29 protein-coding genes and 1 pseudogene are annotated in these 26,097 nt (G+C 42.6%); 28 read left to right on the top strand and 2 right to left on the bottom strand.

Annotated elements, in window-relative coordinates; all coding sequences use genetic code 11:
- Positions 1-84 precede the first annotated feature (84 nt).
- The 13 genes from GXP75_RS02350 (at position 85) to GXP75_RS02290 (ending at position 9,768) form a co-directional block, all read left to right on the top strand.
- Entirely contained in the window at positions 85-1,305 is a 1,221-nt protein-coding gene (locus tag GXP75_RS02350; protein WP_094231936.1) for an EAL domain-containing protein, read from the top strand.
- Between the two features lie 277 nt (positions 1,306-1,582).
- Entirely contained in the window at positions 1,583-2,491 is a 909-nt protein-coding gene (locus GXP75_RS02345) for a manganese catalase family protein (RefSeq protein ID WP_214914870.1), read from the top strand.
- A 192-nt stretch (positions 2,492-2,683) separates the two neighbouring features.
- The gene (locus GXP75_RS02340) at positions 2,684-2,923 is read left to right on the top strand and encodes a YkuJ family protein (RefSeq protein ID WP_003327266.1); all 240 of its coding nucleotides are present in this window, start codon (positions 2,684-2,686) and stop codon (positions 2,921-2,923) included.
- Between the two features lie 99 nt (positions 2,924-3,022).
- Entirely contained in the window at positions 3,023-3,541 is a 519-nt protein-coding gene (locus GXP75_RS02335) for a ribonuclease H-like YkuK family protein (protein ID WP_003327265.1), read from the top strand.
- A 143-nt stretch (positions 3,542-3,684) separates the two neighbouring features.
- Positions 3,685-3,876, top strand: a complete 192-nt coding sequence (gene abbA / locus GXP75_RS02330; protein WP_003327264.1) for an AbrB antirepressor AbbA — start codon at positions 3,685-3,687, stop codon at positions 3,874-3,876.
- A gap of 140 nt (positions 3,877-4,016) precedes the next feature.
- Positions 4,017-4,460, top strand: coding sequence for a cyclic-di-AMP-binding protein CbpB (gene cbpB / locus GXP75_RS02325; protein ID WP_061571428.1), 444 nt, complete (start codon positions 4,017-4,019; stop codon positions 4,458-4,460).
- 147 nt (positions 4,461-4,607) lie between these two features.
- A complete protein-coding gene (ccpC, locus tag GXP75_RS02320) occupies positions 4,608-5,489 on the top strand; it encodes a transcriptional regulator CcpC (RefSeq protein ID WP_061571429.1) in 882 nt (293 codons plus the stop codon).
- Between the two features lie 112 nt (positions 5,490-5,601).
- Positions 5,602-6,078, top strand: a complete 477-nt coding sequence (locus GXP75_RS02315; protein WP_003327261.1) for a flavodoxin — start codon at positions 5,602-5,604, stop codon at positions 6,076-6,078.
- Entirely contained in the window at positions 6,068-6,961 is an 894-nt protein-coding gene (locus tag GXP75_RS02310) for a WD40/YVTN/BNR-like repeat-containing protein (RefSeq protein WP_242556045.1), read from the top strand. Before GXP75_RS02315 ends, GXP75_RS02310 begins: the two co-directional genes overlap by 11 nt.
- A 32-nt stretch (positions 6,962-6,993) precedes the next feature.
- Positions 6,994-7,449: a flavodoxin gene (locus GXP75_RS02305; RefSeq protein ID WP_214914864.1), complete on the top strand. Its 456-nt coding sequence runs from the start codon at positions 6,994-6,996 to the stop codon at positions 7,447-7,449.
- A 105-nt stretch (positions 7,450-7,554) separates the two neighbouring features.
- Entirely contained in the window at positions 7,555-8,265 is a 711-nt protein-coding gene (gene dapD / locus GXP75_RS02300; RefSeq protein WP_003327258.1) for a 2,3,4,5-tetrahydropyridine-2,6-dicarboxylate N-acetyltransferase, read from the top strand.
- Positions 8,266-8,337: 72 nt separating this feature from the next.
- On the top strand, positions 8,338-9,462 hold the full coding sequence (locus GXP75_RS02295; RefSeq protein ID WP_242556044.1) for an N-acetyldiaminopimelate deacetylase: 1,125 nt from the start codon (positions 8,338-8,340) through the stop codon (positions 9,460-9,462).
- A gap of 60 nt (positions 9,463-9,522) precedes the next feature.
- A complete protein-coding gene (locus GXP75_RS02290; RefSeq protein ID WP_003327256.1) occupies positions 9,523-9,768 on the top strand; it encodes a YkuS family protein in 246 nt (81 codons plus the stop codon).
- A 38-nt stretch (positions 9,769-9,806) separates the two neighbouring features.
- Here the strand turns inward: GXP75_RS02290 and GXP75_RS02285 are convergent, their stop codons facing one another.
- Entirely contained in the window at positions 9,807-10,610 is an 804-nt protein-coding gene (locus tag GXP75_RS02285; protein WP_214914861.1) for a mechanosensitive ion channel family protein, read from the bottom strand.
- 249 nt (positions 10,611-10,859) lie between these two features.
- On the opposite strand from GXP75_RS02285, the gene ahpA reads away from it, so the two are divergent.
- From ahpA to rok, 3 genes are all read left to right on the top strand, one after another.
- The gene (ahpA, locus tag GXP75_RS02280; RefSeq protein WP_003327254.1) at positions 10,860-11,402 is read left to right on the top strand and encodes a biofilm-specific peroxidase AhpA; all 543 of its coding nucleotides are present in this window, start codon (positions 10,860-10,862) and stop codon (positions 11,400-11,402) included.
- 85 nt (positions 11,403-11,487) lie between these two features.
- On the top strand, positions 11,488-11,946 hold the full coding sequence (locus tag GXP75_RS02275) for a TlpA family protein disulfide reductase (protein WP_061571434.1): 459 nt from the start codon (positions 11,488-11,490) through the stop codon (positions 11,944-11,946).
- Positions 11,947-12,435: 489 nt separating this feature from the next.
- On the top strand, positions 12,436-13,011 hold the full coding sequence (gene rok / locus GXP75_RS02270; RefSeq protein ID WP_003327252.1) for a transcriptional regulator Rok: 576 nt from the start codon (positions 12,436-12,438) through the stop codon (positions 13,009-13,011).
- A gap of 45 nt (positions 13,012-13,056) precedes the next feature.
- Here rok and GXP75_RS02265 read toward each other — a convergent pair whose 3' ends face one another.
- Complete coding sequence (locus GXP75_RS02265) at positions 13,057-14,016, bottom strand: coiled-coil domain-containing protein (protein ID WP_214914858.1); 960 nt, start codon at positions 14,014-14,016, stop codon at positions 13,057-13,059.
- Between the two features lie 143 nt (positions 14,017-14,159).
- Between GXP75_RS02265 and GXP75_RS02260 the strand changes: the two genes are divergently transcribed.
- The 12 genes and pseudogenes from GXP75_RS02260 (at position 14,160) to GXP75_RS02205 (ending at position 26,021) form a co-directional block, all read left to right on the top strand.
- Positions 14,160-14,744 (top strand): molybdenum cofactor guanylyltransferase, encoded by a 585-nt coding sequence (locus GXP75_RS02260; protein WP_214914855.1) that lies wholly within the window; start codon positions 14,160-14,162, stop codon positions 14,742-14,744.
- 71 nt (positions 14,745-14,815) lie between these two features.
- Positions 14,816-15,835 carry a MoeB/ThiF family adenylyltransferase gene (locus GXP75_RS02255; protein WP_214914852.1) on the top strand — a complete coding sequence of 340 codons (1,020 nt, stop codon included), beginning with the start codon at positions 14,816-14,818 and terminating at the stop codon, positions 15,833-15,835.
- An 18-nt stretch (positions 15,836-15,853) separates the two neighbouring features.
- Positions 15,854-17,146 carry a molybdopterin molybdotransferase MoeA gene (locus GXP75_RS02250; protein ID WP_214914849.1) on the top strand — a complete coding sequence of 431 codons (1,293 nt, stop codon included), beginning with the start codon at positions 15,854-15,856 and terminating at the stop codon, positions 17,144-17,146.
- Positions 17,107-17,628: pseudogene (gene mobB / locus GXP75_RS02245) on the top strand (molybdopterin-guanine dinucleotide biosynthesis protein B); the annotation flags it as partial. The gene GXP75_RS02250 and the pseudogene mobB, both read left to right, overlap by 40 nt.
- A complete protein-coding gene (locus tag GXP75_RS02240; protein WP_061670703.1) occupies positions 17,629-18,102 on the top strand; it encodes a molybdenum cofactor biosynthesis protein MoaE in 474 nt (157 codons plus the stop codon).
- On the top strand, positions 18,095-18,328 hold the full coding sequence (moaD, locus tag GXP75_RS02235; RefSeq protein ID WP_214914839.1) for a molybdopterin converting factor subunit 1: 234 nt from the start codon (positions 18,095-18,097) through the stop codon (positions 18,326-18,328). Before GXP75_RS02240 ends, moaD begins: the two co-directional genes overlap by 8 nt.
- Before the next feature lie 236 nt (positions 18,329-18,564).
- Positions 18,565-20,319 carry an ABC transporter ATP-binding protein gene (locus GXP75_RS02230; RefSeq protein WP_242556043.1) on the top strand — a complete coding sequence of 585 codons (1,755 nt, stop codon included), beginning with the start codon at positions 18,565-18,567 and terminating at the stop codon, positions 20,317-20,319.
- Between the two features lie 9 nt (positions 20,320-20,328).
- A complete protein-coding gene (locus GXP75_RS02225; RefSeq protein ID WP_242556042.1) occupies positions 20,329-22,137 on the top strand; it encodes an ABC transporter ATP-binding protein in 1,809 nt (602 codons plus the stop codon).
- Between the two features lie 181 nt (positions 22,138-22,318).
- Positions 22,319-23,005, top strand: a complete 687-nt coding sequence (yknW, locus tag GXP75_RS02220; RefSeq protein ID WP_214914828.1) for a YknW family membrane protein — start codon at positions 22,319-22,321, stop codon at positions 23,003-23,005.
- A gap of 3 nt (positions 23,006-23,008) precedes the next feature.
- On the top strand, positions 23,009-24,142 hold the full coding sequence (locus GXP75_RS02215; protein ID WP_242556041.1) for an efflux RND transporter periplasmic adaptor subunit: 1,134 nt from the start codon (positions 23,009-23,011) through the stop codon (positions 24,140-24,142).
- Entirely contained in the window at positions 24,142-24,831 is a 690-nt protein-coding gene (locus GXP75_RS02210; protein ID WP_061571445.1) for an ABC transporter ATP-binding protein, read from the top strand. The genes GXP75_RS02215 and GXP75_RS02210 overlap by 1 nt, the downstream gene beginning before the upstream one ends.
- Complete coding sequence (locus GXP75_RS02205; RefSeq protein ID WP_106044871.1) at positions 24,828-26,021, top strand: ABC transporter permease; 1,194 nt, start codon at positions 24,828-24,830, stop codon at positions 26,019-26,021. Before GXP75_RS02210 ends, GXP75_RS02205 begins: the two co-directional genes overlap by 4 nt.
- The last annotated feature ends 76 nt before the right edge of the window (positions 26,022-26,097 follow it).

The raw sequence follows: 26,097 nt of genomic DNA, 5'->3' as shown, positions 1-26,097 counted from the left end.
TCTTATCAATATAAATTTAAAAAATTTGTGGTGTCGATATAATTGTGTGTATAATCAGACAAAGATAGAGAAGCAGGTGATAACATGTTGGATCCACTTGATATTTTAACGAACATTGATGATGTCATCCCATATTACCAGGCGATTTTCAGTGCCGAGGAGCAGAAAATCATAGGATATGAAGTACTGGGACGTATTTTGGCAGATTCAGAAATTCAAAGTCTCGGGCCCTTCTTTTTAGACGCAGGGATCCCCGAAGAATATAAATTAGAGATTGATAATAGGATCATCCGCCAGGCCCTTGACCGTTTTTTAGACGCAGATTCGGATTTGCTGATTTTTATGAATCAAGATGCGAATCTCTTGATGCTTGATCACGGCGAAAGCTTTCTGGAGCTTCTGAAAGAATATGAAGCGAAAGGGATCGAACTTCATCGTTTTGTGCTTGAAATTACGGAGCATAATTTTGAAGGAGATATTGAGCAGCTTTACCATATGCTTGCTTACTATCGTACATATGGAATTAAAATTGCAGTTGATAATATCGGAAAAGAAAGCAGCAACTTGGATAGAATTGCACTTCTCTCACCAGATTTGCTTAAAATCGACTTACAGGCACTGAAAATATCACAGCCGTCGCCGTCATATGAACATGTGCTGTACAGCATTTCTCTGTTAGCGAGAAAAATCGGCGCCGTTTTGCTTTATGAAGACATTGAGGCGAACTTTCAGCTCCAATACGCCTGGAGAAACGGGGGCCGTTATTTTCAAGGTTTTTACTTGCAGTCTCCCTCTGACCGCTTTTTGGAAAGGGACTTGCTGAAGGACCGGCTGAAGGCTGAGTTTCATCAGTTTATCACTCACGAAAAAAAGAAGCTGGAAACCGTTTATGAGCATTCTGAACAGTTTTATAAGCGTGTCCATCAAGTCGTTTCAACATTGAAGAAATCCAGTCAAGACGATGACGATTTTATTAAAAAGCTGGCGGAAGAACTGACCGATTGCAGCTTTAGAATTTATATGTGTGACGAAGAAGGCTACCAATTGACAGGGAATGTCTTTAAACAATCCGGTGAATGGATCTATCAGCCGGAATATGTGGAGAAAAACTGGAGTTGGCGTCCTTATTTCCTGGAAAATATCATGAGAATGAGAAATTCGCGAAAAGGATTTTTCAGTGATCTGTACAGTGATATTGAAACAGGCGAGATGATCAGAACGTTTTCTTATCCAATGGATGACAATATGTATCTGTTTATTGACCTTCCCTATTCTTACTTATACGAGCAGGACGGATTAATTTAAAGCGGCTGAAGAGCCGCTTTTTTATGTTTGGCGTTTTGGCCGATTCTGAAGAGTTTTTTAAAAAAAATTCAAAAAACAATTGACATCGAGACTGATAATCATTATCATTTAGTTATAGAGAGAAGCTACTCTCTGTTCCCCAACCCCTCTATCAGATCAAGATCCGAAAAACTTGGCGCTACCCCCGCCAAGTTTTTTATTTGTCCAGGTATAAGACAAACCGTGCATTAAATAAACCTTACTAGTGGTGAGTGATGAACGCTGGGGAGGAAATCAAATGATTAAAAGGAGCAATAAACTATTAATTGATCTGCCTGCACCTGAGCATCCCGACGCCAATGCGGCGGCCGCTGTCCAAGAACTTCTGGGCGGCAAATTCGGCGAGATGTCCACTTTAAATAATTACATGTTCCAATCGTTTAACTTTCGCAGTAAGAAAAAATTAAAACCGTTTTATGATCTTGTATCAAGCATTACCGCCGAGGAATTCGGACATGTGGAACTGGTGTCCAACACCATTACTTTAATGCTGACAGGGACAACTTTTAAAGGGGATCCTGACGTAACTCCGATGAGAGACGCAAAAAACAAACGAAATGCACAGAATTTCATTGAAACGGCCCAAACTTCCTATCCTTTTGATTCAATGGGAAAAGCTTGGACCGGCGAAAATGTGTTCAACAGCGGAAACCTTGTGCTAGACCTGCTTCACAACTTTTTCCTTGAGTGCGGGGCCAGGACCCATAAAATGAGAGTCTATGAAATGACGGATCATCCCGTTGCAAGAGAAATGATCGGATATTTACTGGTCAGAGGCGGAGTGCATATTGTCGCATATGCAAAAGCTCTCGAAGTTGCCACAGGGGTTGATCTCGGGAAAATGCTGCCGATCCCGAATCTTGATAATAAGCATTTTGACACAGCCAGAAAGTTTGAAGAACAAGGCATTCATACAAAACTCTATACATTCAGCGATACGGATTATAAAGATATCAATAAAATTTGGAAGGGAGAGCATCCGATTGACGGGGAGCCTCTTCAAGTGATTGAAGGAACTCCTCAAGGCGCTCCGGTTCCGGAACACAGAGAGGTGCCTGAGGAATTTGCCCCGGGCATCTCAAAAGAGGATTTTGATGAGATTGCAAAAAGGCTGATGAGCTCCGCCGGAATATCAAAAAAATCATAATTGTATGCATGACATTCAAAAAAAAGTCTCAAACTATGCCGGAAAACAGTTTTTTCCGCTTTTTTCTTTTTTTAAATTCCGCAGGGAAAATGCCATCCTGTCTAACTTTATGGTATGATGCTCAATAGAACTTGTATTATAATAAATACTTGTTGATTTGAAGTTGTTTTTTGAAAGGAGTCTTTTTTTAGAATGTCACAATTAATGGGTATCATCACTAGGCTGCAAAGCCTGCAAGAAACGGCGGAAGCGGCCAGCGAGCCAATGCAGCGTTATTTTGAAGTAAATGGCGAAAAAATATGCAGTGTAAAATATTTCGAAAAAAATCAAACGTTCGAACTTACGGTTTTTCAAAAAGGTGAAAAACCAAACACATTCCCGTTTGATAACATCGACATGATTTCAATTGAAATCTTTGAACTTCTTCAGTAATTAAAGGATACCTTGTCTCTGCAGCAGCGGGTAATAGAATAAAGCGTAAAGGAACATACTTGTTTCATGGATGTAAGATAATTGAAAAGGAGTGTCGCGATGGCTGATTCTTTTCTTTTTTATAATCTTTCTGAAGCACAGATGACCTTTCACGATGTGTTTCAACGGATGAAAACCTTTATTGAAAGAGATCCCCGTTCTGCTTATGTTTTATCAATCGGGACGGATTCTCAGGTTTACCGTGATCACACAAAGTTTATTACAGCGTTACATTTGCATCGTACAGGCAAGGGAGCATGGGGCTGTTTGAAAAATCATGCAGTGAACAGGCCCATACATAGCCTTCGGGAAAAGATCTCGTTAGAAACAGCGTACAGCCAAGAGGCAGCAGCCCATATCCTTGATGAATACTTTATGGATATTACGGATCTGCTCCTTCCGTTTACAGGCGAGGGAGCAGATCTTACCTTTGAGGTTCATTTGGATATCGGAAAAAAAGGGCTGACGAAAGAACTGATTCAGGAAATGACGGGCCGCATCACTTCAATGGGAATTGAAGCAAAAATCAAACCTGATTCATATACAGCTTTTAGCTATGCAAATCGTTACACAAAATAATAGTCTCTCAAAAACCAAATGAAATGTCGAAATATGCGGTTGACGATTTTTTTCTGTTTACTTATCCTAGCGGTAGAGGCTGAAAGTAAGATCATTCTTACCTTCAGAGGTATTCAGTAAAAAAACAGGGGGCCTGGTTACGAATGAGTCTTATCGGTGAAAGATTTACGGAAGAAGAACAGAAACTTCTGCTGAATGTCCTTATCAATCACGAATATGCAATCGAGCTTTTGAGCAGTGAAATCAATGATATAGAAACAGGCACAAAAAACGTTGATGGAACAACCTATAAAAAACTCGTGACTCTTTATGACCGATTTCGATTTGAAAATTAATGACAGATCTATAATTTGATACTCTGCTGATGAGTATCTTTTTTGTTGAGGGAAACTTTTCGACAAATACTGATAAAGTTTATATTATAGTAGTATAGGGAAAAAATATGTTGATGAAAACGTAAAGGGGACGAAGTGACATGATTAGCTTACAATCAGATCAGCTTCTTGAAACAACGGTCGAACAATTTATGATTGAAGCGGACAAAGTGGCGCACGTTCAAGTCGGCAATAATCTGGAGCACGCCCTTCTTGTTCTGACAAAGACGGGCTATACAGCGATTCCCGTTCTTGATGCCTCATACCGGCTGCATGGATTGATCGGAACGAATATGATCATGAACAGCATTTTCGGGCTGGAGAGAATTGAATTTGAAAAGCTTGATCAGATTACCGTCGAGGAAGTAATGCTTAAAGATATTCCGCGGCTTCATATAAACGATCCAATCATAAAAGGATTCAGCATGGTGATCAACAATGGGTTTGTTTGTGTCGAAAATGACGATCAGGTATTTGAAGGCATTTTCACGAGGAGAGTGGTTTTAAAGGAATTGCATAAACATATAAGGTCACTGAATAAGTAGGCTGCTATCGGCCTATTTTTTATATATCCGACCGGTTATTTGAAAACGCATACATATGACTATGTAAAAAAACTTGATTATGAATTGCCGATGTCATTAAAATAAGAGATAAGAAAATCTTATTGTTTTTATAAAAAGGAGGCCGACATGCAGCTTCAAGAGCTTCATATGCTCGTAGTTTTAGCTGAGGAATTAAACATGAGGAAGGCTGCTGAACGGCTTTTCGTGTCACAGCCCGCACTTTCGCAGCGTCTACAAACCATTGAAAAAACGTGGGGAACTAAAATATTTCTTCGTTCCCAAAAAGGGCTGACCGTGACCCCAGCCGGTGAAAAAATTATTCAATTTGCAAATGATGTGACCGACCAGCAAGAGAAAATACGGGAAGATATTGATGAGCTTGAAGGAGAAATACACGGCACATTGAAACTAGCCGTCGCTTCAATTATTGGCCAGCACTGGCTTCCGAAGGTGCTGAAAACGTATGTCGAGCAGTACCCGAATGCAAAGGTTTCACTCATTACCGGATGGAGCAGTGAAATGCTGAAGAGCCTTTACGAAGATCAGGTACATATCGGCATTATCCGGGGAAACCCTGAGTGGAAGGGGCGCAAGGATTATTTAATGACAGATCATTTATACTTGGTCGATACAGAAATTTCCTGCATTGATGACATTGCGCATACCGAACGGCCCTTTATTCAATTCAAAAGCGACAGCACCTATTTTCAGGAAATACAGCATTGGTGGTATCAAAAATTCAAAACATCGCCGAAGCAGACCATTTTGGTTGATCAGATTGAAACGTGCAAGCAGATGGCTCTCCATGGTATTGGTTACGCGATTCTCCCCTCTGTCACTCTTCAGGATGAAGACAAAGTCAATAAAATGCCTCTCTTAGACTTAAAAGGAAACCCAATCGGCAGGGACACTTGGCTTTTGGGGTATGAACCCGCATTTGAATTGAAACAAGTTCAGGCCTTTGTCGCAGTGATAAAGGATATGCTGAAACAGGATCGTCCATTTTAAGACAGCCCAGGAGCTGTCTTTTTTTATTTTATCATTGACAATGAAAATCATTATCATTTAAAGTAATGGTATGAATTAATGAAAATCATTATCAATTACCGAGGTGGTACAAATGCCGAAAGCATTGATTACATATGCAAGCATGTCCGGAAACACAGAGGACATTGCCGGAATTATTAAAGAAACGCTTCAAGAGCATGATGTGGAAATAGATTTTATAGAGATTGACGACACGGAAGCGGAGTCTCTTTCGTCATATGATTATGTTTTAATCGGTACATATACGTGGGGAGACGGAGATCTTCCGTACGAAGCAGAGGATTTTTATGAAGAGGTCTCAAGGCTTCAGCTTAATGGCTTAAAAACAGCCTGCTTCGGCTCAGGAGATTATTCCTATCCGAAATTTTGTGAAGCCGTCAATCTGTTCAGCAGCATGCTGGAAAAGACGGGAGCGGCGGTTTATCAAGAAACGCTGAAAATAGAGCTCGCTCCGGAAACAGATGAGGATACAGAATGCTGCAGAGAATTCACACGCGGTTTTCTTGCGTGGGCTGCTCACCATAACAAGGGGAAAAGCCATGTTTCATAAAGGCGCCACCGCCGTTACCGCATCGAAGTCTTCTGGATATTTTGTGGCCGTTAAAAAGGAAGGGATTTTTCATTATTCTCTGGAGACAGGGTGGAAAAAGCTTTTTCATTTGAAGAGTAAAATACATTCCATCACTTACATCGGCCCTTATTTATTCGGGGTCGGTGAAAAAGGGACGGTCATTCGTTCATCTGATCAAGGGAGAAGCTGGACGATGTCCAGTTTTCCGACAAACGCGACAGTATGGGCCATAACCGGCCAAAAAGATGGATTTGTTTGCGCTCACGGCAAGCATTGCATTTATTTATCAGATGATTACGGAGTTTCCTGGCAGGTTGCCAAACCATTCAGTTCATTTTTACATCCGCCTGTTATCCGGTCGTTATGCCTGCATGGGGGCACCCTTTTTATCGGCACGCAAATACATAACATGCACGGAGGGATCTGGGCGTACGATTTTCAGCGCGAAGGCATCAGGATGATCAAGAAAGAAGAGTGCCGTATGACAGCATCTATGCTTGTATTTAACGGGAAGTGGCTTGTTTCCGCAATGGGTTCTGTCAAAGGAAAGAGAGGGGTTGTCACCGTTTTGAATGTGCAGACGCACGAAGAATATATGATTCACTCCGGCAATATCGGGAGTGAAGAGTCTTTTCTCGATGTGTCTGAAGACGACGGAATTATTTATGTGACGACAACTCAGGACGAGGACGGCTACTCAAGAATTTATCAGGTTGACCTGGAAGCGTATGAATTAAAATGGTTCGACACCATCAAGGGCCACGGATTGAGAGTGGCAAATCAAAAAGAAAACTTCTTTTGTGCTGGTTTATACGAATGCAAATTCGTCAGGCCGTACGAGGAATCAGCAATCACACACTAAGAGCTTACACATCTTATAGAGGAGGAGTTTATATGGGGAATATTTTGCTTGTTTACGCAACGATGTCAGGCAATACGGAAGCAATGGCCGATTTAATTGAAAAAGGACTGAAGGACGCTGAAGCGGAGGTAGACCGCTATGAAGCGATGGATATAGATGCGGGGCTTCTGAATGACTATGATCATATTATTATGGGCGCTTATACATGGGGAGACGGTGACCTTCCCGATGAATTTTTAGATATAGCCGATGATATGGAAGAGCTTAATTTTGCCGGCAAAAAGTTTGCTGTTTTCGGTTCCGGCGATACCTCTTATGAGTTTTTCTGCGGGGCAGTTGATACGCTTGAAGAAAAAATAAAAGAACGGGGCGGAGAAGTTATTCTCCCTTCAATTAAAATCGAGATGAATCCTGAAGGGGAAGAGGAAGAGCAATTGCTCGAGTTTGGCAGACAATTTGCCATTCAAAGCGGATTGGCTGTAGGATAATGGCATGAAGGAAACGAGCCGCCCGGCTGTTTCCTTTTTTTCTTGTCTTTGTATCTTTCCTTTGTTACAGTAATGAGGTAGAAAATCAGAAGGAGGACAATACATATGAAAATGATGGATGCAAATGAAATTATTTCATTTATTCAAAATAGTACAAAATCTACACCTGTAAAAGTTTACGTCAAAGGTGATCTTGAAGGAATTGATTTTGGCGCGTCAGCAAAAGCATTCCTTAACGGAAATACTGGTGTGGTATTTGGCGAATGGAACGAAATCAAATCCGCTATCGAAGAAAACAAAGGTAAAATCGAGGACTACGTTCTTGAAAATGACCGCCGCAATTCAGCGATCCCTATGCTTGATTTAAAAGATGTGAAAGCGCGAATTGAGCCAGGCGCTATCATTCGTGACCAAGTGGAGATCGGCGATAATGCCGTTATCATGATGGGAGCTTCTATTAACATCGGTTCTGTCATCGGAGAAGGCACAATGATTGATATGAATGTTGTGCTTGGCGGGCGTGCGACTGTCGGCAAAAACTGCCACATTGGAGCGGGTTCTGTATTGGCCGGCGTTATTGAGCCGCCATCTGCCAAGCCGGTTGTCATTGAAGATGACGTAGTCATTGGCGCAAACGCTGTTGTGCTTGAAGGTGTTACAGTCGGTAAAGGCGCTGTCGTTGCAGCCGGTGCGATCGTCGTAAACGATGTCGAACCATATACAGTTGTTGCGGGTACACCTGCAAAGAAAATCAAAGACATTGATGAAAAAACAAAAGGCAAAACTGAAATCAAACAGGAATTACGCCAACTGTAAGAAACCGTTTGATAGTAAGAGGCGTGGATGTCAAATCCACGCCTTATTCGTATAGGCAGGAGGTATATAAAAATGAAGATCGATCAGCTCATTGCAATCCGCAGAGACTTGCATCGGATACCTGAGCTTGGGTTTCAGGAGTACAAAACACAGCAATACTTGTTAAATGTATTAAACGAATATCCGAAAGACAGAATTGAAATCGAAAAATGGAGAACCGGGCTTTTTGTGAAAATTAACGGGACTGCACCGGAAAAAATGCTCGCATACAGAGCGGATATTGATGCGCTTTCTATCGAGGAACAGACCGGGCTTCCATTTGCTTCCGAGCATCACGGCAAAATGCATGCTTGCGGGCACGATTTACATATGACGATTGCGCTCGGCATTATTGATCATTTTGTCCATCAGCCGGTTAAACATGATCTGCTCTTTTTATTCCAGCCGGCTGAGGAAGGCCCTGGAGGCGCGGAACCAATGCTTGAGAGCGATGTGCTTAAAAAATGGATGCCGGATTTTATCACGGCGCTTCACATTGCGCCGGAACTTCCGGTCGGAACCATTGCCACAAAAAGCGGGTTGCTTTTTGCCAATACGTCTGAACTAGTCATTGATCTTGAAGGCAAGGGAGGACATGCCGCTTATCCGCATTTAGCAGAGGATATGGTGGTAGCGGCCAGCTCGCTTGTCACTCAGCTTCAGACCATTGTTGCAAGAAATACAGATCCGCTTGACAGCGCCGTTGTTACAATCGGCACCATTACAGGAGGATCGGCTCAAAATATCATCGCGCAAACAGCTCACTTAGAAGGAACGATCCGTACACTCTCTGAAAAAGCGATGAAGCAGGTGAAGGAACGAATTGAGGACCTGGTGAAAGGCATAGAAATCGGATTCCGCTGCACTGGCAAAGTCACATATCCTTCTGTTTATCATCAAGTGTACAACACAAGCGGACTGACAGAAGAGTTTATGTCATTTGTGGCCGAACATCAGCTGGCAAATGTAATTGAAGCTAAGGAGGCCATGACCGGAGAGGATTTTGGCTACATGCTGAAAAAATATCCGGGCTTCATGTTTTGGCTTGGTGCTGATTCGTCCCATGGTCTTCATCATGCTAAGCTTAACCCTGACGAAAACGCAATAGAAACGGCAGTGAATGTTATGACCGGTTATTTTTCAGCTTATGCCAATTAAGTCCGATTTGAAGAATAATATGTCATAAAATGAGCACTCTAATAACCGGAGGTGTTCTATATGACGAAAAAAATCGGGATTGAACAATCACTGACTGATGTAGAAGCAGCTTTAAAAGAAAAAGGCTATGACGTTGTCATGATGAAAACACCGGAAGACGCAGCCGGATGTGACTGCTGTGTCGTGACCGGTCTTGACAGCAATGTGCAAGGAATAGCAGACACATCGACACAGGCATCTGTTATTACAGCTTCAGGTATGACTGCTGATGAAATTTGCAGCGAGGTCGAAAAGAAATTTCATTAATCTAAAAACCGAAGCAGCAAGGCTTCGGTTTTTTGTATTTACTGGGCTGAGGAGGCGTGATAACGGTCGAGCGCGTCTTTCATTTCTTTTCGAAGCACCCGTTCCACCCGCCATTGCTCCATGTTTTCTGTTTTGGCAATGATTCTGATAACAACCTCCGAAGCACCTAATTCCTGAACGCCGATCACATTAGGACCTTCTTTTATTTGCGGCAGCCCGGCAGCAGCTTGATCACAGGCGGACTGAAGTATATGAATGGTCTCGTCGAGATTTTTTTCTAGCGGCACGCTGATATCAACCAATGCCTGCATCGTCCCCCGGGAATGATTGCTGACATTTATAATTCCCCGGTTCGGCACATAGTTAAGTGTTCCGTCGAAGCTGCGGATTTGAGTGGTTCTTAAACCGACTTGTTCTACAATTCCGTCAAAATTGGCAGCAGTTATATAATCGCCGACATCTATCTGTTTTTCTAAAAGGATAAAGAAACCTGTGACGATATCGCTGACAAGCCCTTGTGCGCCGAAGCCGACAGCAAGCCCTACAACTCCAGCCCCGGCGATCAGGGCAGTCGGGTCATAATGAAATAAATCAAGCAACATCACGATGAAAATGAAAATCAGTATGTAAGCAAACACGTTAAGCGTCAGCCCTTGCAGCGTCTGAGCCCGCCCTAAGGACAGGTTGTTTTGTTGTTCGAATTTCTGAAATAAGTGTTTAATGATTTTACTGCCTAAAGAACGGACGATTAAATACATGAGAATGATCGCCAGCAGTTTTAATAATAAAATGCCGGCATTCGTTAACAGTCCGGGCCAGTCGTAGTCTTTTATTACGTCCATTGGTGTCTTCCTTTCCTATGTATATTGCTGAAAGCTAAAAGTTTGTTTCCCCTTTCAGGAACGTGTTAAACTTTTTGTAGTATTCCTTTAGGGGATGTTAATTAAATTCATTCTTTTTTAATTTTGACTAAAAAAACTAACTCCGTTATAATTGTTTTGTGAAGTTATTAACTAAATGAGAATTTATTAACTCTATTCTCATTTTAATATGGCTTTAAAGCCAAAAAATATTGCTGGAGGGATTTACATATGGCAGAACGTATGGTAGGTAAACAAGCTCCTCGTTTCGAAATGGAAGCAGTTCTTGCAAACAAGGAATTTGGTAAGGTTAATCTTGAAGAAAACATGAAAAATGACAAATGGACAGTGCTTTTCTTCTATCCAATGGACTTCACTTTTGTTTGTCCGACAGAAATCACAGCTATGTCTGACCGTTATGATGAATTCGAAGATCTTGATGCGGAAGTAATCGGTGTTTCTACTGACACTATCCACACTCACTTGGCTTGGATCAACACTGACCGTAAAGAAAACGGATTAGGCGAATTGAAATATCCGCTGGCTGCTGATACGAATCATGAAGTATCACGCGAATACGGTGTATTAATCGAAGAAGAAGGCGTAGCGCTTCGCGGATTGTTCATTATCAATCCTGAAGGCGAACTTCAATACCAAACTGTTTTCCATAACAACATCGGCCGCGACGTTGATGAAACATTGCGTGTGCTTCAAGCGCTTCAAACTGGCGGACTTTGCCCGGCTAACTGGAAACCAGGCCAAAAAACATTATAATTCTTTTTTAACAGCGAAAAAGAGAAAGAAGGTCTAACAAATTCGTTAGGCCTTTTTGACTCTTACTTTATTGGAGGGAAAAAAGATGAAATTACGTCAACCAATGCCTGAACTGACAGGTGAAAAAGCATGGTTTAACGGTGAAGTAACCAAAGAGCAATTGATTGGTGAAAAGCCGACACTGATTCATTTTTGGTCAATCAGCTGCCATTTGTGTAAAGAAGCAATGCCGCAAGTGAACGAATTTCGTGACAAATATAAGGATAAGCTAAACGTGGTGGCAGTTCATATGCCGCGTTCTGAAGACGACTTAGACCTTGATAAAATTAAAGAGGTTGCAGCGGAACATGATATTTCCCAGCCTATTTTTGTCGACAGTGATCATGTTTTAACTGAAGCATTTGAAAATGAGTATGTGCCTGCGTACTATGTGTTTGATAAAACAGGCCAGCTTCGCCACTTCCAAGCGGGCGGCAGCGGAATGAAAATGCTTGAGAAGCGCGTGAATCGCGTACTCGCTGAAACTGAGCAAGCAGCCGAATAATTAAGTTTATCCAAAAAACCTGATCAACGTCAGGTTTTTTTGTATGTATTATTTCTATATCAATTGACTGGTTCCAAAATTAGTAAATGAATAAAATGTAATAAGTTTATTTTTCCATATTTGGATGTTGAGAACTGAAGGCGCAAAAAAGCGCTTTAACCCTCCAATATTAGGAATTGACAGCATTTAGCGCTTTGTTGTTTGTAAATGTAGGTTCTTCACTGAATGAACCGAAAAATGTAGATATTGCACTATTTTTCATTAAAGAAGTAATTTTAAGATATATTTTCAACTTTATGGCAAAAGAGAATAGGGACCTACAAACCCCATGAATAAAGGATTTTTTGATAAAAGTTTTATTTTCAGAAAATAGGGAATTTTTCATAGAGTAAATATAATAGTAAAATGATAAAATAATAGTTGATAAAATTACTTTTGTAATCTAATATCTTAAATAAAGCATGATAATTTTGATAGGGGGTTAAATGGATGTTTAATGAGAGGGAAGCTTTACGCTTGCGTTTGGAACAGTTAAATGAGGCTGAGGTTAAAGTCATCCGTGAATATCAAATAGAGCGTGACAAAATATATGCAAAACTAAGAGAGCTTGACCGTAATGGAAGCTCAGCAGCGGAAACAAAAAAAGATTTTCGCCCGGAAAGAAAAAGTGAGTCTCTTCCTGTGCTAGCCGAACTTGCAGCACAAGAGATCAGAAGCTATCAGCCGCAGCAGGCATCACAGCCGCAGCCGCAATCCATCTCTTCTATTCCGGCGGGTATTCCGGACGGAACGACAAGAAGAAGAAGAGGAACGGCAAGACCGGGTTCAAAGGCAGCAAAGCTTCGTGAAGCGGCAATCAAAACATTAAAACGCCATAACGCAGCGATCAAAAGCTCTGAACTTCAAAAGGAAATTGAGAAGGAAAGCGGGCTTGAAATCCCTAATATGACAACGTTTATGCAAAGTTTAATTAAAATGTATCCGGAAGTGAAAAAGCCATATCGCGGCCAGTACATTTTAGAAGGCGAAATCGCTTCAGACTCTGCTGAAAATGTGACTGAATAATCTATAAAGAAAACTGCTTGGTTTGAATCAAGCAGTTTTTTGGTGCTATTTGGGCTTTTTATGAGAGGATATATTCTTTTTTTCAAGCTTGTAGACCCACTTTTGAGACGGCTTTTGCTCTGCCGCGCGATCCTTCCATCCCGCTAGCTTTTCGTCCAGAGACTGATCGTGCGATTGGGTATGATCCAGCTGTTTTTGGAGCGTAAATACTTGTTCTGTCACATCTTCTAAAATGTTTTCTACATGCTCAGAATGCTCAAAAACAGTTTGATTTTCTTCAAGAGCTTCTTCTGTTTGCCGCGAGTGGCTATCAATATCTGCAAAATGAGAAGCAATCCAGGCGTCACTTTCGTCAAGCTGCCGTTTGTAGGATAAAATAGTTTCTTGAAATAGTTTTTCTTTCGTTTTTTCTATTTGAAGCAGCCTTTCTTTTGTTTCTAGTATTCGATCTTTTATATGATCAATTTCTATTTTAATATTTTCTAACTGAAATTCTTTTTCCGCGATTTGTACATTGAGCTTGATATTTTCATCTTTTACGGCGGCTGTTTGCTGATTGGCTTTAAATAGTTCAGCCTTTTCGTTTTGGATGGCGGTCTTGAGGGCGTCAATTTGTATATGTAAATTTTTATTTTCTTCCTCGAATCTTACATTTGTGATGTGCAGGCGATGTTTTTCATCAATCTCTTTTTTGCGTTTATATGTTTCGTTTTGAAGAAGTTCCTGCAAGGTGACGATTTTATCAAGAAGTTCAGCTTTCACATGATTTAATGCTTGGCTTGTATCTAATGCATGCTTTTCTTTCGTTGTGATTTGTTCTAATTCAGCTGTCAGTGCTTGAAGCTTCTCTTTCATGTTTGAGTTTTCTTTTATCAGCTTATTATTTTTCTGATGGAAATAGCTTGCCTCGAGCTCTGCGATTAACTTACGGCATCTGGCAAGCTCTGATTTTAAATAAAGGTTCTCCTGGGACATGTCATGGAAAAAAGGACCTGATATTTTCAATCGAACCATCTCCCTCGTGATGTTAACACTAAAATATGCAAAAGCCGGATAGCTATGCCTCTTTTATAAACAGACAAGCATTTAAAGATTGTCTTTGCCAATGAGCATTTGCTATTCTTTTTATATTATATAGGAGAGATGCTATGAGACATGTAAACGTTTTGCTGGCAGGAGGAGCTTCCCGCCGATTTGGAGAACCGAAAGCATTTGTTAACTGGAGAAATAAGATGTTTTACGAATGGGGCAAAACGGCTTTAGGAGATAAAAATCCGGTCATCATCAGCCATCCGGAGCTGATCAAAAGATTTCAAGCATTCGGGGAAAAAAACGTGTTTCGGGATGTGGATCCGTTTCAAGGCTTAGGACCGTTAGCCGGCATATATACAGCATTTGAAAAAACGGACGGTGATGTTTATACTGTTCTTTCTTGTGATACGCCCCTTATAAAAAGAAGCACTCTTCTTGCATTGAAAAGTGTTCTGAATGAACGAACAGACGCCGTGGTTCCGGTTTCTGAGGGCAGAGAGCAGCCGCTTATGGCGGTGTACCATAAGCGGATCAGTTCATTGCTTTACGAACAGCTTTCTCAAAAGCGTTTAAAGATATCGGACTTTCTGCACCAGCTTTCAGTGTGCTATGTGGATGCTGAAGAGATTGGCGCAAAACCGGAAGAGTTTATGAATATAAATTCACGCTGTGATTATCAGCAAATGGATGAACAGTACTGACAAGCCTCTCCAAGGACTGACAGCGTGAAAACATGATATGATGAGATAAAAAAGCAGAGGGAGCAAGTTTGATGCAGGAGCGTTATTCACGGCAAACCAGATATAAGCCAATAGGAGAAGAGGGTCAGCAAAAGCTGGCTGGCAGCCATGTGCTTTTCGTCGGCGCCGGTGCGCTTGGAACGGCCGGCGCAGAAGGCCTCGTGAGGGCGGGAGCTGGAAACATCACGATCATTGACCGGGATTATGTAGAGTGGAGCAATCTGCAAAGGCAGCAGCTCTATACAGAGGATGACGCAAACAATCGATTGCCGAAAGCAATGGCGGCTAAGCAGCATCTTACATCTATAAACAGTGATATACATATTGAGGCACTTGTCGCTGAGGGAACAGCAGAAACACTTGAACCGCTCATCCGGCAAGCAGATGTCGTGATTGATGCGACCGATAATTTTGAAACGCGTATGATTATCAATGATTTGGCACAGAAAACGAAGACACCTTGGGTTTATGGAGCTTGTGTAGGCAGCCAAGGCATGTTCATGACGATCATTCCCGGTGTTACCCCTTGTTTATCGTGTTTATTTGACCAAATCCCGGTTGGAGGGGCCACATGCGATACGGCGGGGATCATTTCGCCGGCCGTTCAGATTGTCTCGGCATATCAGCAGGCTGAGGCGCTTAAGCTGTTAACGGGAAAATCAGGGGCCGTTCAGCGCGGCTTCGTGACCTTTGATGTATGGAACAATTTACATATGAAAGTCGATGTAGAACAAATCAAGCGGAATGAGTGCCCTTCGTGCGGGTCTCAGCAGATTTATCCGTATCTTCAAGAATGGAATATGCCAAAGGCAGCCGTTCTATGCGGAAGAGATACCGTTCAAGTAAGATCAGAGGCTCTGAAAAGAATTTCAAAGCAGCAGCTAGTTCAGCGTTTGGAGAAAATCGGCAAGGTAGAAGCTAATGAGTTCTTGCTTCATATTGTCTATGAACGGTTCAGAATCGTCATTTTTAACGATGGAAGGGCTCTTGTGCATGGAACAAAAGAAGTGAAAGAAGCAAACTCTGTTTTGGCGAGACTAATTGGAATGTAACAACAGGGGGTTTTTTAAATGTTAGAAAAAAGAAAGCCGATACCGGTAGATGAAGCAGTGCGGCGCGTCAGTGAATATCAAAAACAAGGAAAGACAGAGTGGGTGCCGCTTGAAGACAGCCTTCATCGTTTTTTAGCTGAAGATGTAAAAGCGGATCACGATGTGCCTGCTTTTGACCGTTCTCCTTACGATGGCTTTGCTGTCAGAGCATGTGATACGGCCTCTGCCACCCGTGAAAAGGCAGTCCGTTTCGAAGTTATTGACCATATTGGAGCTGGCGCGGTTTCTGAAAAAAAACTAGGTCCGTTTCAGGCAGTCCGCATAATGACAGGAGCTCAAATTCCAAAAGGAGCGGATGCAGTGGTCATGCTTGAGCTGACGAAATCGGATGAAGAAGGCGGGAAGACTTACATGTCTTTAAAGCGTCCGTTCAAGCCGGGAGATAACATCTCAAAAACAGGAGAAGACGCGCAAAAGGGAAGCTCATTGCTGAAACGGGGAACAAAAATAACACCCGGAGTAACAGCTCTTTTAGCGACATTTGGCTATGCCTCCGTGCCTGTTGTAAGAAAACCTGTCGTCGGCATTATAGCAACCGGAACTGAGCTTCTCAATGTCAGTGATCCGCTCGAACCGGGAAAAATCCGCAACAGCAATGCCGGAATGGTCTGCGCGCAAGTCATTGAAGCCGGAGCTTTTCCGCTGTATCTGGGGAAAATTTCCGATGACTTTGATGAAAGCTATGAAGCGGTAAAAGAAGCGATGAAAAAAGTCGACTTCCTGTTGACGACTGGGGGTGTCTCAGTAGGTGACTTTGACTTTTTGCCGGCAATCTATCAAAGGCTTGGAGCAAACGTTCTCTTTAATAAAGTAGCGATGAGACCCGGAAGCGTGACAACGGTTGCCCATGCAGATGACATGCTTTTGTTTGGCTTGTCAGGAAATCCGTCCGCATGCTATGTGGGTTTTGAATTGTTTGTAAAGCCGATGATTCAAACATGGCTGATGAATGATAAGCCTCATTCGATATGCGCCGAAGCCACCTTAACAAAGGACTTTCCAAAACCGAATCCATTTACAAGATTTGTTCGCGCATTTGTATATCATCAGGACGGTAAACTTGCGGCATCTCCGGTTGGTTTGGACAAGTCTAGTTCTGTGACATCGCTTGCAGAAGCCAATGCTTTTATTATTTTACCGGGCGGCACAAGGGGATACGAATCAGGCCGGACGGTTAAGGTGCTTTTGATCAGAGAAGAGAACGGAAGTGAATGGCCTTGGACCGCCTTCTCCCAATCCTCCAAATCATAGGGTATCAAAACAGCGGAAAAACAACTTTTATTGAGCGTGTACTGAGAGAAGCTGCAAGACAGGGACTACATGCAGGCTGTCTGAAGCATCACGGGCATGGAGGCGAGCCAGAGGCGTTTACTGAAGGAAAAGATACAGATCGCTATTCGGAGGCTGGAGCCGCAGCATCAGCTGTGGAGGGGGCAGGCGTTTTGCAGCTCACTGCCCGGCGTCAGTGGGATCTTCACCAGTTAATCGAGCTATATCGTTTTCTCGATGTGGACTGCCTTCTCGTAGAAGGCTTTAAAAAAGCCTCCTATCCTAAAGTCGTCATCTTAAAAGAAACGTCTGAATGGCGTGAACTTCAACAACTGGATCACATTATTGCCGTTATCTGCAGAAAGAAAGAACATGTGACAGTACAGAGCGGAGCACCAGTTTTCCATGCGGATGATCCGGCTGCCATCGCTTTTGTGCTTTCACAGTTGAAGGGAGGATCTGCAATGGAACGTTTTCAGATTACGAAGCATCCAATTATTGCGGAAGACATTGTAAAGAAAGTCGAGAAACGGGAAGCAGGGGCGATTACTACATTCATCGGGACAGTCAGAGAATGGACACATGGAAGAAAAACCGTTCGTCTCGAATACGAAGCGTACGAACCGATGGCTGTGAAAATGCTTGCGAAAATCGGAGCTGAAATTGAGGCTGAATGGCCGGGGGCTTCTGCTGCTATCACCCACCGTGTCGGCGTGCTGGATATCGGGGAAGCGGCGGTTGTGATTGCCGTGTCATCTCCGCATCGTAAAGCTGCTTATGAAGCAAATGAATACGCCATTGAAAGAATAAAACAAATTGTTCCGATTTGGAAAAAAGAAATATGGGAAGACGGTGAACAGTGGATCGGCGATCAACTGGAGAAAACTCCCTATCCAAACGGAAAGCCTGATATAGAAGGGGACGGGGCAAATGATTAAAATCCTTTTATTTGCGGGGTTGGCTGAACAGGCCGGTACCCAAATGATTGAGTACAATAAGGATCGGGCAACAACAGATGAAATAAAAGGCCTGCTGAGGGAACAATACGATCTTCAGTCCATTGACACAGCAATGGTAGCCATAAATGAAATATACGCAAAAGAAAATACTCCTTTAACATCGGGCGACACAATCGCCTTCATCCCTCCTGTCAGCGGGGGATGAAGAAAACCGGACGGCAAAGCTTTCAATGAGCTCAGGCCGCCCGGTTTTTTATTTGCATAAATGGCATTGTCCCCTGCATATAATGATGTTCTGTAGGCATTGATTTTTACATAAACCCTCCGTCTAAAAGGCGGAAAAAACCTCCATATTAAGTCTGAATTTTTAAAATATAGTGGAAATTGATTTTGGTAATCGATATAGTGATCACAAACTCCTAAAGAGAAAGGTGCTATAGAATGGAAACGTTTAAAAAGTTGAGACATTTTTACTGGCCGTATAAAAAAGTATTTATATGGTCACTTGCCGCAATGCTTTTGATGACGGCTATTACAGTTATTTATCCGATCATCCTGCAAATTACAATTGATGAAATTGTAATCGGCGGACGCTATCAGCTCGTGGCGTGGGTCAGTCTTGGTTTTATCGCTGTAATGGCGGTGAAAGGAACAGCCACCTTCTTTCATCAATATTTGGGTGATCTGTTTGGAATCAAATCTGTTTATCGGTTAAGAAACGGTCTGTATGGAAAGCTGCAGAAACTTCCGTTTTCCTATTATGATAACGCCAAAACAGGTGATCTTATGTCAAGGCTGACAGCTGATGTAGAAGGGCTTCGTTTTTTCTTGTCATACGGGCTTTCAGAGCTGATCCGTTTTGTCTTGCTTGTGGCGATCAGCTTATCTGTTATGTTTTACTACTCTGTCCCCTTGACCCTTGTAACCATTGCAGTTCTCCCGTTTTTGGCAGTAGCTGTTTACCGGTTTGATAAAAAAGTTCATCCCGCCTTCAGGGGAATCAGAAAATCATTTGCGAGTCTTAATACGAAGGTTCAGGAAAATATCAGCGGCATCAATACGGTCAAATCACTCTCAAGAGAAGATTTTCAGATCAGCGGTTTTAACAAAGCGAATCAAGAGTACCGTGCTACATTTTTACAGACTTCCTCGATTTGGTCGACATACTTTCCGCTGATGGAGTTTATCGGCAATATTAGTCTAGTTGCCCTCCTGTCTTACGGCGGCTACCTAGTCATGCAAAATCAGCTGAATCCCGGTGAACTTGTGGCTTTTTTCAGTCTTGTCAACTATATGATGTGGCCGATTATGAACCTTGGCTTTGTCATTAATATGTTTTCACAGGCAAAAGCATCTGGAGAGCGACTGCTGGATATTCTTGAAAAGGAAGAAGACATCAGCGATCAGGTTCATGCTTTGGCAGTTCAAAAGCTGGCGGGTGATGTTGAGTTCAAACAGGTCTCGCTTCGGTACGTAAAAGAGGACCATGCAGTTCGAGGCATAAATTTCACAGCAGAACGGGGAAAGGTAGTCGGACTGTTCGGGCCAACCGGCTCCGGAAAAAGCACAATCACGCAGCTGCTCACCCGATTCTACAGCCCGGAAGACGGCACCATCACTATCGACGGCAAAGCGCTGACAGATTACTCATTAAAAACTCTTCGTTCAAACATTGGAGTTGTGCTTCAGGAATCTTTTTTATTCTCTTCTACTATTAAATCTAACATTTCATACGGAAAGCCGGACGCTTCGATGCAGGAGATTGTGGAGGCTGCAAAAAGGGCGCAAGCACATGATTTTATCAAAGAGCTGCCTGACGGGTATGACACGATGCTTGGCGAAAGAGGCATGGGCCTTTCCGGAGGACAAAAACAGCGGATCGCCATTGCAAGGGCGATCTGTTTGAATCCAAGCATTTTAATATTGGACGATGCGACAAGCGCGGTTGATATGGAAACTGAACATCAAATTCAGCTTGCTTTAAAAGAAGTCATGAAAGGGCGCACGACTTTTATTATCGCCCACCGAATTTCTTCCCTGAAGCATGCTGATGAAATTCTTGTGCTGAACAAAGGGGAAATCCGTGAAAGAGGAACACACGAAGAGCTTCTTGTACAAAATGGCTATTATAAGAGAATTTATGACTTGCAATATCAAGATCTGAAAATAGTGAATGAGCCGCATCAGGTCGGATAGGAGGGGCTTATGGAAAGAACAAAAAAACAAGCGATCATGGAGCGGTTTTTTTACACCGCGGATGAAATTATTGAAAAGCCTTTTAACTGGGCGCAGATGTGGCGGCTGCTAAGTTATGTTAAACCTTATCGGAAAAATATCCTGCCGCTTTCTTTTCTTATGGTGATCATCGGAACGGCTGTCAGACTCCTCATTCCCATTTTAATTGGTGTTTATGTGCTGGATCACGCGATCTCCCGGCAAAACCCCCAGCTCCTTTTACAGCTTATCTTGATCATCAGCGGCCTGTACGTGGTTAATTACGCGGCTAACATATTAAGAATACGCTGGATGAACCAGCTTGGGCAACATGTCATTTATGATTTGCGCCAGCATTTATTCACACATGTTCAGCGCTTGTCTCATAGATTCTTTGACCAGCGGTCCGCAGGGTCTATCCTCGTCAGAATCATGAATGATATCAATTCCCTTCAGGAACTTTTTACAAGCGGCGTGATCAATTTGCTGACAGATCTTTTGCTTCTTCTCGGCATAGTCGTGATCTTATTCACGCTGAGCCCCGAGCTGACCATTGCGATCATGATTACATTGCCGATCATGTTTTTCATTTCAACAAGCCTGCGCAGAAAAATTCGCCGCTCATGGCAAACGGTGCGACTAAAACAATCCAAGCTTAACTCGCATCTAAACGAAAGCATCCAAGGTATCCGGGTGACACAGGCATATACACAAGAACAAGAAAATATGGCCTATTTTGATGGAGTGAATCATGAAAATTATCAATCTTGGCGGGATGCTACAAGAAAAAATGCGATGTTCCGGCCGCTTGTGGAACTGACAAACGCGGCAGGAACAGCCGTTTTGATTTGGTATGGAGCGACGCTGATTATGAATGGCACAGTCACGATTGGCATTTTTGTCTCATTTGCATTTTATTTAGGTATGTTTTGGGAACCGATATCACGGCTTGGTCAAGTGTACAATCAGCTCTTAATGGGAATGGCATCTTCTGAACGGATATTCGAGTTTTTGGACGAACAACCGAGCGTCAAAGAAATAGAAAATGCAATCCACATCAAGAAATTAAAAGGAAACGTTGAGTTTGAGGATGTTGAGTTTTCTTACGATCACAAACGGAAAGCTCTTCATACTGTCTCTTTTTCAATCCCTGCCGGAACCACATTGGCGCTGGTTGGTCATACGGGCAGCGGGAAAACGACGATTGCCAATTTAATCAGCCGCTTTTATGATGCGACTGGCGGCACAATAAAAATAGACGGAATTCCCATTACTGATATATCTCTATCCAGTCTGCGCTCGCAAATCAGCATAGTGCTCCAAGACACATTTATTTTTTCCGGCACCATTATGGAAAATATTCGATTCGGAAGACCGAATGCTACGGATCAAGAGGTTATAAAAGCCGCAAAAGCCGTCGGGGCAGACGATTTTATCTCAAGATTAGCAATGGGATATAAAACCGAGGTAGAAGAAAGGGGGAGCGCATTATCAGCAGGACAGCGCCAGCTCATTTCCTTTGCACGGGCGCTTCTTGCCGACCCGGCAATTCTGATCCTTGATGAAGCCACGGCAAGTATAGATACAGAAACGGAGGTCAAGATCCAGCAAGCGCTGAAAACCCTCCTGCACGGGCGCACGGCTGTAATGATCGCCCACAGACTTTCTACAATCCGCGACGCCGACCGGATTATCGTCCTTGACCATGGCAAAAAAATCGAAGAAGGCAGCCATAAACAATTAATGAACAAAGCGGGTATATACTCAGGGCTTGTGAAAGCACAATACAGCGTATCCTGAGATCTAAAATAACCTTCAGAGCTATTGTCTGAAGGTTTCTCAATTTTAATAAAAATTAAATTTCGCAAAATTGGTTTTGTGATACACTTTTAGTATAAATATGGATGTTTACGAAAAAATGAAACTTTTTTTCTGAATTTTCGTATTTACATTCAGAACAATACATAGGAGGTTTTATAAAATGGAGACCAATCTAGAAAAAGGCCACGAGGCTCAAACCGAAAAACCGTCACTTTTCGGAGTGATTACAAGCCCGGGTGTCCAGTTTGAGAGAATGAGAGTAAAGCCTGTTATTGGAATGCCGTTAATTATCGTTCTTGCAATGATTATCGTTGGAACTGTGTTGCAGGGATTAGGCATGGACTATGGGGATTTGATGAGAAAATCTGGTTTGACAGGCGAGGAATTAGAAATGGCTCAATCATTTGCTGCCATAGGAGGAATCATTGGCGGTATTTTTGCAGGCGTTGCCACGCTGTTTATTGCGCCGCTTATTTATTGGCTTTGTGTAAAAATATCCGGGGGAACTACAACATATAAAAAAATGTTATCTCTCACACTTTTTATTTCTTTTATTACCAGCTTAGGCTTGCTTATTAATGGAATCGTTCTGTACTTTACTGATGCAAATTCCTTTTATAGCGTCACATCCTTGGCGAGTTTAATTACTTCTGATCAGCCGTTAACAAGTGCTTTAAGCGCATTTGAAATTTTCAGCATTTGGGGATATGTTTTATTGGCTATCGGTCTGCAAAAAACAGGCGGAATCTCTAAGAAATCGGCATGGATTTCTGTCATTGTCTTGTTTGCTCTTATGCTGCTATATTCATTTATTACAGGCTTTTTCAATTCACAGGCAGGTGTATGATCATTGAAAAAACTTTGGATCGGAATCGGAATCGCAGCCATTGTCGCACTGTTTATCGGAATCAACATATATAAATCTGCCGCTCAAACGGGCGGCAGCACTGCGGAGAGTATAAAAACCGGGAAAATGGAAGAGAAGGAAATAGGTACAACTGTTATGGTCCCCGGCACTTTGAAGTTTTCTAATGAACAATATGTATTTTATGAAGCTGACAAAGGGACTCTTACAGACATTAAGGTAAAAGAAGGGGACAAGGTCGAAAAGGGAACGGCTTTGATCAGCTATGAGAATGAACAACTGAACCTGGAAAAGGAGCAAAACGCATTAACCGCCGAGTCCAATCAGCTGCAAATTAATCAAATAAATGAAAAGAAGAATGCATTAAATAGTAAAGAAAAAGAGTTGACAAAGCAGCTGGGAGAAAAGGAAGCGAAAAAACAAATAGAGTCAGAACGCACTGAGCTTGAGATGCAAGAAAAGAGCGCCCAAATTGAATTAAAGCAATCTGAGCTGCAAAAGCAATCGCTGGCAAACCAAGTGGCAGACCTTGAGGTGAAAAGTGAAATGGAGGGAACCGTCATTTCAGTCAACCAAGAGGCGGCCTCGAAAAAGTCCGACATTCAAGAACCGGTGATACATATTGGAAATCCTAAAGACCTCATCGTTTCTGGTACGCTGTCTGAATACGATACGCTAAAGGTAAAAAAAGGCCAAAAAGTGACCTTGACATCAGATGTCATTCAGGATAAGTCATGGAAAGGCACGGTATCCGCGGTCGGCCTTGTCCCTGACCAGCAAGAAAACGCCGCAGCATCAGGTACGGAGCAGGCGGTTCAGTATCCGCTTCAAGTCAAAATAAAAGGCAGCCTTCCGGAAGGCAAGCCCGGCTTCAAATTTATTATGAACATCGAAACAAATAAGCGTAAAGCGAATACCCTTTCTTCAAAAGCTGTGAAAAAGGAAGATGATACGTACTATGTATACGTAGTAAAAGACGGCAAAGCCCAGCGGACGGAAGTAAAAGTCGGTGAAACAACAGATGATTTGGTGGAAATTAAAGAAGGCGTTTCAAAAGATGATCAAGTCATTTTAAATCCTTCTGACGATGTTGCCGACGGAACGGATGTGAAGGCTTAATGATTCAGCTTTCTAAAGTGAAAAAAAGCTATCAGATCGGCAAGGAGACTTTTGATGTTCTTCATTCGATTGATCTTTTGATTGAAAGAGGAGAGTATGTCTCTATTATGGGGCCGTCCGGTTCGGGCAAATCAACGATCATGAATATTATCGGCTGTCTGGACCGGCCGACATCAGGCATTTACAGGCTGGACGGAGAGGATGTTTCTTCCTATAAAGATAAAGAGCTGGCCGCTGTCCGCAACAAATCCATCGGCTTTGTATTTCAGCAGTTTCAGCTGCTCCCCCGTCTGAACGCCAAAAAAAATGTCGAGCTTCCAATGATCTATTCAGGTTTTAATAAGAAAGAACGGCAAGAAAGGGCTGAAAAGGCGCTGGAAAAAGTCGGATTAAAGGACAGAATGCTTCATATGCCAAATGAACTGTCCGGCGGGCAAAAGCAAAGGGTAGCCATTGCGAGAGCCATTGTAAATAATCCTAAATTAATTTTAGCGGATGAGCCGACAGGTGCGCTTGATACAAAAACAAGTGCCGCTATTATGGAACAATTTACGGAGTTAAATGCGGAAGGTACGACAATTGTGCTCGTCACCCACGAATCGGAAATTGCTGACTACACAAATCGGGTGATTACCGTGCGTGACGGTGAAATTGTCCCTCTCCAAGAACAAAGGAGAGTGGGAGAATGAGCCTGTTAGAAAATTTGCGCATGGCTCTCAGTTCCGTGCTGGCGCATAAAATGCGCTCCATCTTGACAATGCTCGGTATCATTATCGGCGTTGGTTCGGTTATTGTCGTAGTCGCTGTCGGGCAGGGCGGAGAACAAATGCTGAAGCAATCCATCAGCGGGCCCGGAAACACGGTAGAATTATATTATTTGCCAAGTGATGAAGAGCTTGCGAGTAACCCTAATGCCATGCAGGAAGCAAGTTTTACAGAAGACGATATTAAAGGATTGAAAGATATCAAAGGCGTAAAACAAGTCGTCGCTTCCTATGCCGGTAATATGACTGCCCGTTATCGGGAGGAAGAAACTGATACGTCAATCAACGGCATTAATGACGGATATATGAATGTAAATTCATTAGACATTGAAGAGGGCAGAAGCTTTACGGATAATGACTTTCTTTCCGGAAAAAGAGCGGGTGTGATTTCTCAAAAAATGTCGGAAGAATTATTTCATAAAAAAACTCCGCTCGGTCAAGTCGTCTGGATTAATGGGCAGCCAGTTGAAATTATCGGGGTGCTCAAAAAACAAACAGGTTTGCTGGCTTACGGGCTCAGTGAAATGTACGTGCCCTTTACGATGATGAAAACCTCTTTTGGCACAAGCGATTACAGCAATGTGTCTCTGCAAGTCGAATCAGCCGACATGATTAAAGAAGTCGGTAAAGAGGCGGTTCAGCTAATGAATGATCATCACGGGACGGAAGATTCTTACCAGGTAATGAATATGGAAGAGCTTGCGGCGGGCATCGGTAAAGTGACGACAATCATGACGACGATTATCGGCTCAATCGCAGGTATTTCTCTTTTGGTCGGAGGAATCGGTGTGATGAACATTATGCTTGTGTCAGTTACAGAAAGGACACGGGAAATCGGAATCAGAAAATCACTGGGAGCGACAAGGGGGCAAATTTTAACTCAATTCTTAATAGAATCGGTCGTTTTAACTCTGATCGGAGGACTGATTGGAATCGGAATCGGCTATGGAGGAGCCTCGCTTGTCTCTATGTTTGCAGGCTGGCCGTCCCTTGTATCATGGGAGGTCGTCTTAGGCGGTGTATTATTCAGTATGGTCATCGGCGTCATCTTCGGAATGCTCCCTGCAAATAAAGCCGCGCGCTTAGATCCGATTGAATCTTTACGTTACGAATAACCTCATGCAAAGCATGGGGTTTTTTTTATGTATGCGTTTTTTACTATCAAATGAATATAATAGATTTTTTTATTTA

This window comes from Bacillus sp. HU-1818 (assembly GCF_022695965.1).
In the GTDB taxonomy this organism is placed as follows: domain Bacteria; phylum Bacillota; class Bacilli; order Bacillales; family Bacillaceae; genus Bacillus; species Bacillus atrophaeus.
This window is presented reverse-complemented; position numbering and strand designations above follow the sequence as displayed.

Excerpts from the sequence above, each read along its gene's own strand:
- cbpB (WP_061571428.1), top strand. The coding sequence starts at position 4,017 with ATGATTAGCTTACAATCAGATCAGCTTCTTGAAACAACGGTCGAACAA.
- GXP75_RS02240 (WP_061670703.1), top strand. The coding sequence starts at position 17,629 with ATGGAACGTTTTCAGATTACGAAGCATCCAATTATTGCGGAAGACATT.
- abbA (WP_003327264.1), top strand. The coding sequence starts at position 3,685 with ATGAGTCTTATCGGTGAAAGATTTACGGAAGAAGAACAGAAACTTCTG.
- dapD (WP_003327258.1), top strand. The coding sequence starts at position 7,555 with ATGAAAATGATGGATGCAAATGAAATTATTTCATTTATTCAAAATAGT.
- GXP75_RS02275 (WP_061571434.1), top strand. The coding sequence starts at position 11,488 with ATGAAATTACGTCAACCAATGCCTGAACTGACAGGTGAAAAAGCATGG.
- GXP75_RS02255 (WP_214914852.1), top strand. The coding sequence starts at position 14,816 with ATGCAGGAGCGTTATTCACGGCAAACCAGATATAAGCCAATAGGAGAA.
- ahpA (WP_003327254.1), top strand. The coding sequence starts at position 10,860 with ATGGCAGAACGTATGGTAGGTAAACAAGCTCCTCGTTTCGAAATGGAA.
- GXP75_RS02315 (WP_003327261.1), top strand. The coding sequence starts at position 5,602 with ATGCCGAAAGCATTGATTACATATGCAAGCATGTCCGGAAACACAGAG.
- GXP75_RS02340 (WP_003327266.1), top strand. The coding sequence starts at position 2,684 with ATGTCACAATTAATGGGTATCATCACTAGGCTGCAAAGCCTGCAAGAA.
- GXP75_RS02225 (WP_242556042.1), top strand. The coding sequence starts at position 20,329 with ATGGAAAGAACAAAAAAACAAGCGATCATGGAGCGGTTTTTTTACACC.
- GXP75_RS02210 (WP_061571445.1), top strand. The coding sequence starts at position 24,142 with ATGATTCAGCTTTCTAAAGTGAAAAAAAGCTATCAGATCGGCAAGGAG.
- GXP75_RS02205 (WP_106044871.1), top strand. The coding sequence starts at position 24,828 with ATGAGCCTGTTAGAAAATTTGCGCATGGCTCTCAGTTCCGTGCTGGCG.
- moaD (WP_214914839.1), top strand. The coding sequence starts at position 18,095 with ATGATTAAAATCCTTTTATTTGCGGGGTTGGCTGAACAGGCCGGTACC.
- GXP75_RS02230 (WP_242556043.1), top strand. The coding sequence starts at position 18,565 with ATGGAAACGTTTAAAAAGTTGAGACATTTTTACTGGCCGTATAAAAAA.
- GXP75_RS02345 (WP_214914870.1), top strand. The coding sequence starts at position 1,583 with ATGATTAAAAGGAGCAATAAACTATTAATTGATCTGCCTGCACCTGAG.
- GXP75_RS02250 (WP_214914849.1), top strand. The coding sequence starts at position 15,854 with ATGTTAGAAAAAAGAAAGCCGATACCGGTAGATGAAGCAGTGCGGCGC.
- yknW (WP_214914828.1), top strand. The coding sequence starts at position 22,319 with ATGGAGACCAATCTAGAAAAAGGCCACGAGGCTCAAACCGAAAAACCG.
- rok (WP_003327252.1), top strand. The coding sequence starts at position 12,436 with ATGTTTAATGAGAGGGAAGCTTTACGCTTGCGTTTGGAACAGTTAAAT.
- ccpC (WP_061571429.1), top strand. The coding sequence starts at position 4,608 with ATGCAGCTTCAAGAGCTTCATATGCTCGTAGTTTTAGCTGAGGAATTA.
- GXP75_RS02285 (WP_214914861.1), bottom strand. The coding sequence starts at position 10,610 with ATGGACGTAATAAAAGACTACGACTGGCCCGGACTGTTAACGAATGCC.
- GXP75_RS02295 (WP_242556044.1), top strand. The coding sequence starts at position 8,338 with ATGAAGATCGATCAGCTCATTGCAATCCGCAGAGACTTGCATCGGATA.
- GXP75_RS02310 (WP_242556045.1), top strand. The coding sequence starts at position 6,068 with ATGTTTCATAAAGGCGCCACCGCCGTTACCGCATCGAAGTCTTCTGGA.
- GXP75_RS02260 (WP_214914855.1), top strand. The coding sequence starts at position 14,160 with ATGAGACATGTAAACGTTTTGCTGGCAGGAGGAGCTTCCCGCCGATTT.
- GXP75_RS02350 (WP_094231936.1), top strand. The coding sequence starts at position 85 with ATGTTGGATCCACTTGATATTTTAACGAACATTGATGATGTCATCCCA.
- GXP75_RS02335 (WP_003327265.1), top strand. The coding sequence starts at position 3,023 with ATGGCTGATTCTTTTCTTTTTTATAATCTTTCTGAAGCACAGATGACC.
- GXP75_RS02305 (WP_214914864.1), top strand. The coding sequence starts at position 6,994 with ATGGGGAATATTTTGCTTGTTTACGCAACGATGTCAGGCAATACGGAA.
- GXP75_RS02290 (WP_003327256.1), top strand. The coding sequence starts at position 9,523 with ATGACGAAAAAAATCGGGATTGAACAATCACTGACTGATGTAGAAGCA.